The 6,021-nt window shown below is 74.4% G+C and carries 7 protein-coding genes; 1 reads left to right on the forward strand and 6 read right to left on the reverse strand.

What is annotated here, in order from left to right; genetic code table 11:
- Positions 1 to 92: 92 nt before the first annotated feature.
- The 4 genes from KBX26_RS03125 to KBX26_RS03140 form a co-directional block, all read right to left on the reverse strand.
- Positions 93 to 977: an NAD kinase gene (locus KBX26_RS03125; protein WP_030334907.1), complete on the reverse strand. Its 885-nt coding sequence runs from the start codon at positions 975 to 977 to the stop codon at positions 93 to 95.
- A gap of 91 nt (positions 978 to 1,068) precedes the next feature.
- Positions 1,069 to 1,929 carry a TlyA family RNA methyltransferase gene (locus KBX26_RS03130; RefSeq protein ID WP_210864684.1) on the reverse strand — a complete coding sequence of 287 codons (861 nt, stop codon included), beginning with the start codon at positions 1,927 to 1,929 and terminating at the stop codon, positions 1,069 to 1,071.
- 38 nt (positions 1,930 to 1,967) lie between these two features.
- Positions 1,968 to 2,246: a hypothetical protein gene (locus tag KBX26_RS03135; protein WP_210864685.1), complete on the reverse strand. Its 279-nt coding sequence runs from the start codon at positions 2,244 to 2,246 to the stop codon at positions 1,968 to 1,970.
- Positions 2,243 to 2,821 carry a phasin family protein gene (locus KBX26_RS03140; RefSeq protein WP_210864686.1) on the reverse strand — a complete coding sequence of 193 codons (579 nt, stop codon included), beginning with the start codon at positions 2,819 to 2,821 and terminating at the stop codon, positions 2,243 to 2,245. The genes KBX26_RS03135 and KBX26_RS03140 overlap by 4 nt, the downstream gene beginning before the upstream one ends.
- Positions 2,822 to 2,932: 111 nt before the next feature.
- Here KBX26_RS03140 and KBX26_RS03145 point away from each other — a divergent pair, with 111 nt between their 5' ends.
- Complete coding sequence (locus KBX26_RS03145; RefSeq protein WP_030334914.1) at positions 2,933 to 3,271, forward strand: SCP2 sterol-binding domain-containing protein; 339 nt, start codon at positions 2,933 to 2,935, stop codon at positions 3,269 to 3,271.
- A 10-nt stretch (positions 3,272 to 3,281) separates the two neighbouring features.
- Here the strand turns inward: KBX26_RS03145 and KBX26_RS03150 are convergent, their stop codons facing one another.
- Entirely contained in the window at positions 3,282 to 4,313 is a 1,032-nt protein-coding gene (locus KBX26_RS03150; protein WP_030334916.1) for an HAD-IIA family hydrolase, read from the reverse strand.
- Positions 4,310 to 5,347 (reverse strand): hypothetical protein, encoded by a 1,038-nt coding sequence (locus tag KBX26_RS03155; protein WP_307857741.1) that lies wholly within the window; start codon positions 5,345 to 5,347, stop codon positions 4,310 to 4,312. The genes KBX26_RS03150 and KBX26_RS03155 overlap by 4 nt, the downstream gene beginning before the upstream one ends.
- Positions 5,348 to 6,021 lie beyond the last annotated feature (674 nt).

Genomic DNA, 6,021 nt, shown 5'->3' on the forward strand with positions numbered 1-6,021 from the left:
GCGCGCGTCACCAGGTCACTAGTCGCCAGCCGCCGCAGCGGCGACATGTCGTCAGGTGGACACCGCACATCCACCGACAGTGTGTGCCGCGGTCACCGGCGGCTGCCGCGCCACCCGTGCACGGGGAGGTCGAACTTGGCCACCAGCCGGTCGGTGAACGGGCGGGGGCGCAGCCGCACGATGCGCACCGGCAGGGCGCCGCGGCGCACCGTCACCCGGGCGCCGGGTGGCAGGTCGTAGACCCGCCGGCCGTCGCAGGAGAGCACGGCGAGGGTGGTGAACGGGTCCACGGTGATCACGAAGGTGGACGTCGGGGCCGTGACCAACGGGCGGCTGAACAACGCGTGCGCGCTGATCGGCACCAGCAGCAGCGCCTCCACCTCCGGCCAGACCACCGGACCGCCACCGGAGAACGCGTACGCGGTGGAGCCGGTTGGGGTGGCGCAGACGACACCGTCGCAGCCGTAGCGGGACAGCGGCCGGCCGTCCACGTCGACGAGCAGCTCCAGCATCTGGGCACGCTCGCCCTTCTCGATGCTGATCTCGTTGAGCGCCCACGACTCGATGGTCGGCCCGCCGTCGAACTCGGCGGTGACGTCCAGGGTCAGCCGCTCGTCGACGGTGTAGTTGCGGCCGACGACGTCCCGGACGGCGGTGTCCAGGTCGTCGATCTCCGCCTCCGCCAGGAAGCCCACCTTGCCGAGGTTGATGCCGAGCAGCGGCGCCTTCGCCGGCCGGGCCAGCTCGGCGGCGCGCAGGAAGGTGCCGTCCCCACCGAGCGCGAAGACGATCTCGGCGCCCTCGGCGGCCTGCGGGCCGCCGACCGGCACCACGCCGGGCAGGTCGAGGTCCTCGGCCTCATCGGCGACCACCCGTACCTCGAAACCCGCGTCGATCAGGTCGGCGGCGACCGACCGGGCGTGCTCGGTGCTGCGCCGACGACCGGTGTGGGTCACCAGCAGCGCGGTCCGGCTCATCGGGTCGCCCGCCCATCCTGGACCGGGCGGCACCGCGACACCGTCGCCCCGCCACAACCGCGTGTCGTCGCGGTGCCCTCGCTGCGCGCGTTCACCCTGCGACCTCCTCCGCCGCCCCGTCCGGCACGTCGCCGGTCGTCGTCGGGCCGTCCGGCCCGGCCGCCACCACGGCCCGCACCCGCTGCGGGTCGGCCGGTGGTGCGCCCCGGCGCAACCATACGAAGAACTCCACGTTGCCGCTCGGCCCGGGCAGCGGGCTGGCCGCCACATCCGCCAGGCCGAGGCCGAGCCGCGCGGCCGCCGCGGCCACATCCAGCACCGCTTCGGCGCGCAGCTCCGGATCGCGGACCACACCGCCGGCGCCGACCCGCTCCTTGCCGACCTCGAACTGCGGCTTGATCATCAACGCCAGGTCACCGTCGTCGCGGGTGCAGCCGGCCAACGCCGGCAGCACCAACCGCAGCGAGATGAACGACAGGTCGGCCACCGTGAGATCGACCTGACCGCCGATGGTGTCCGCGTCGAGGGTACGAACGTTGGTGCGCTCCAGAACGCGGACCCGCTCGTTCGTGCGCAGCGGCCAGGCGAGCTGCCCGTACCCGACGTCCACCGCCACCACCTCGGCCGCGTCGGCGCGCAGCAGCACGTCGGTGAACCCGCCGGTCGACGCGCCCGCGTCCAGGCAGCGCCGCCCGGCGACCCGCAACCCTCCGGGGGCGAACGCGGCCAGCGCCCCGGCGAGCTTGTGCCCGCCCCGGGAGACGTACTCCTCGGCGGGGTCCGCACCGGTCACCAGGAGCGGATCGGCAGGGTCGACCATCGCGGCCGCCTTGCGGGCGACCACGCCCCGCAGTTGGACCCGGCCGGCCTCCACCAACGCGGCGGCCTGCTCACGGGAGCGGGCCAGACCGCGCCGGACGAGTTCGGCGTCCAGCCGGTTACGACGTGCCATGGGTGGTTCTCCGGTCTGCTCAGGCCTGGTCGTCCCGCTCAGGTCTGGTCGATGGTGGCGAGGGTTTCCCGCAGCGTCTCGTAGGCCGCCTCGTAGTGGGCGATCTGGTCGGCGGGGGCGAGCGTTGCCGCGTTCGCCAGGGACTGCACGGCGGCGTCCACCGCCGGGTGTCGCGTGTCGTCGTCGTCCCCGAACTCCGCTGGCGGCCCGGGGCGGGCACCCGCCGGCGGCCCGGGCCGGGCCGGGAAGGAGCTGCCCGCCGGTGGGCCGGGCCGGGCCGGGAAAGACCCGCCGGGCGGTGGGCCGGGCCGGGTCATTCGGCGTCGTCCGGCCGCTGCTTGCGGACCGCCTTCTTGGCGGGCATCGCCGCCGGCGTCGGAACGTCCTCGTCGGCGGTCCGGCTGACCGTCGCCGGCGGCTTCTTCGCGATGGCCTTCTTGGCGACCGCCTTCTTCGCCACCGCCTTCTTCGCCACCGGCGCGGAGACCGGCGCACCGGCCGGGGCGTCGGACGGCACGAGGCCGGTGCCGGGCCGCGCGGCGGCAGTCGGGTCGGGTGCTGCCGCCGGGCCGACGGTCGACGCGTCGACGGACCGCGCCTCCCGCAGTTGCCGCTCCAGGTCGTGCACCCGTCGGGTCAGCTCGGCCACCTCGTCGGCGGTGGCCAGACCGACCGCACCGAGGGCCCGGTCGACCTCGAAGCGGACCAGCTTGGTCAACGCCTCCCGGTTGGCGGCGCTGGTGGTGAGCAGTTCCTCGCCGAGGGCCTGGAGTTGGGCGGCGGTCGCGCCGCCGGAGCCGACGAGGCGACGTGCCACGTCCTGGGCCTTCTTCCGGGGCGCCTCCGTCAGGCCCATGGCCAGCTCGAGGTAGGCGCGCCACGCGTCCTGCATGCCTGAGTCCTTCCACGGGGCGGGGTGTGCAGGTGTCACGCTACCGGGCACCCCGGACCGGTCCGTGCGGTACGGTGCCGAGGACGGCGTGGCGATCAGCGAGGGGGAGATGTGGCCAGCGTGGACGAGTGCCGCCAGGCGTTGCAGGAGCTGGCCGCCCGGTTGGACCGCAACGCCGAGACGGTACGCGAACGGATCGACCTGGACCGGACGCTGGCCTGCCGGATCACCGACCTGGACACCGCGTTTCACGGCCGGATCACCGGTGGCCGGCTGGTCGAGCTGACCGACGGCGACGACCCCAAGGCCAAGATCGCGCTGAGCACGTCCAGCGACGACCTGCTCGCCCTGGTCCGCGGCGACCTGGACGTCACCAACGCGGTGACCTCCCGCCGGGTGTCGATCAAAGCCAACCCGTTCGACCTGCTGAAGCTGCGCAAGCTGCTCTGAACTGTTGCCGTCACTCGGCAGCGGTCAGACCGAAGCTCTCCATCGCCTGGGCCGCGTCCGGGCCCACCGGACGGATCTTCGGCAGCGCCGGCACCGGCGCCGACCAGGCCACCGCGCAGAGCGCCGCCAGGGCGTCCAGCTGTCGACCGGTCCCCGCCAGCTCCAGCGTGCCGTCCCGGTCGGTCACTGACCAGCCGCCGGCGTCCGCCGGGCCCGGGACCCGCACGGCGGCAGCCGGGTCGAACAGCCCCGCCAGGTCCCTCGCGACGTACGTGGGACGCCGCTGCGGCTCGGCGGCCAGCAGATCCGGTACGCCGTGCACGCCGGTGAGCACGAGCAGGCTGTCCAAACCCGCCCGACAGGCGCCCTCGATGTCGGTGTCCAGCCGGTCACCCACCACCAGGCTCCGCCCACCGCCACTGCGGCGAGCGGCGGTCTCGAACAGCGCCGGCTCCGGCTTGCCGACCACCACGTCGGGGTCCCGCTCCAGCGCCGTCCGCAGCACGGCGACCAGCGAACCGTTGCCCGGCAACGGACCCCGCCCACTGGGCAGGGTCCGATCGGTGTTGGTGGCGATCCAGATGGCACCCGCCCGCACCGCGATCGACGCTTCGGCCAACTCGGCCCAGCCGACCTGCGGGCCGTACCCCTGCACCACCGCCGCCGGCTTCTCGTCGGCCTGGGTGACCGGGGTCAGACCGACCGCGCGCAGTTCCGCGCGCAGCGCCTCCGCGCCGACCACCAGCACCGACGCGCCGGCGGGCAGCCGGTCACGCAGCAACTCGGCCGAGGCCGCGGCGGAGGTGAGGACCTCCTCCGGCCGGGCCGCCACACCCATTCCGGTCAGCAGGTCCGCGACCTCGCTGGAGCGGCGGGACGCGTTGTTGGTCGCGTACGCCACCGCCCGTCCCTCGGCGTGCAGCCGGGCCACCGCCTCGACGGCGCCGGGGATCGGCCGGTCGATCAGGTAGATCACGCCATCCAGATCGAAGACGACCAGGGTGTACCCGTCGACCAGCCGTTCCCCCACGCCCGCGCTCACCGCCGCGTCGACCCTGACTCGTCGCCCTCGGCCGGCACGGTCCCGGCGGCGTTCGCCGTGTCCCCGTCCGCTGTGTCCCCGTCCGCGTCGCCGGACGTCACACCGCTGTCGCCAGCGGTGCCCGCGTCGGCGTTGCCGCTTCCGCTGGGGTGACGGTCCTCGTCCTCGTCGTCGAAGTCCTCGTCGTCGCCGGGACGGCTGACAGCGGCGTCGTCCTCGTCGCCGTCCTGGTCGTCGTCGTCTTCGTCGCCGTCCTGGTCGTCGTCGTCGTCCTGGTCGTCTTCGTCGTCGTCGTCTTCGTCGTCGTCGTCTTCGTCGTCGTCGTCTTCGTCGTCGTCGTCTTCGTCGTCGTCGTCTTCGTCGTCACCGGTCAGGTCGGCGTCGGGTCGGGCCGGCACCGCGCCGGGAGCCCCCGGGCCCGCGGCGATCTCCTCGGCGGCCTCGTCCTCGTCGTCACCCTCGATGACCACACCGTCGAGTTCGAGCAGCCGCTCGGCGGCGTCGGTCTCGCCCTCGGTGTCCACGTCAGCGGCGCGGGAGAACCACTCGCGGGCCTCGTCGCGCCGACCCACCGCGAGCAGCGCGTCGGCGTACGCGTACCGCAGCCGGGCCGTCCACGGCACGGTGGCCTCGCTGGTGAGGTCCGGGACCTGGAGCATCGCGACCGCGGCGTCCTTCTGCCCGAGGTCGCCCCGTGCCCCAGCGGCGACGATCAACAGTTCGATCGCCACGGCCTGGTCCAGCTTCTCCCGGTCCGCGCCCCGGAACAGGTCGATGGCCCGCTCCGGCCGGCCGAGAGCCCGCTCGCAGTCCGCGAGCACGGCCAGGTGACTCTGCAACCCGCTCATCCGGTGGTACGTGCGCAGTTCGGCGATCGCCGACTGCCACTCCCCCGCGTGGTACGCGGCCAGACCGACCGCCTCACGGACGGCGGAGATGCGCGACGCCAACCGCCGGGCGGCCAGCGCGTGCGCCAACGCCTCGGCGGGATCCTCGTCGATCAACTGCCCGGTCGCGACCAGGTGCCGGGCCACCGTCTCGGCGACCGGCTTGTTCAGCGAGAGCAACTCGGCGCGGACGTCCTTGTCGAGGTCGGTCGCGACGATGTCGTCCGGCAACGCCGGGGCCGAACTGCGCCCGCCCTCGAACGACTCGGAGCCACCCGCGCGGTCGTCCCGACGGAACTCCCCCTCGCGACGTGGCCGCTCGTCGGCCCGGGAACCGCCGGTGCGCTCTCCGCCCCGGTAGCCGCCCTCGCGGTCACCGCCACGGAACCCGCCCTCGCGGTCACCGCCACGGAACCCGCCCTCACGGCGGTCGCCGGAACGCGAGCTGTCCCGGTCGCCGCCACGGAAGCCGCCTTCGCGGCGGTCACCGCCACGGAACCCGCCGTCGCGGTCACCGCCGCGGAAGCCACCGTCGCGGTCACCGCCGCGGAAGCCACCCTCACGCGGCGGGCCGGAGCGAGTGCGGTCACCACCCTGGTACCCGCCCTCACGGCGATCGCCGCCACGGAACCCGCCGTCGCGGTCACCACCACGGAAACCGCCTTCGCGCGGGGCGCTGGAACGCGAGCTGTCCCGGTCGCCGCCACGGAAACCACCTTCACGGCGGTCACCGCCACGGAAGCCACCCTCGCGCGGCGGGCCGGAGCGAGTGCGGTCGCCACCCTGGTACCCGCCCTCACGCGGGGCGCTGGAACGCGAAC

This window comes from Micromonospora sp. C97 (assembly GCF_018070385.1).
Lineage (GTDB): Bacteria > Actinomycetota > Actinomycetes > Mycobacteriales > Micromonosporaceae > Micromonospora > Micromonospora parva.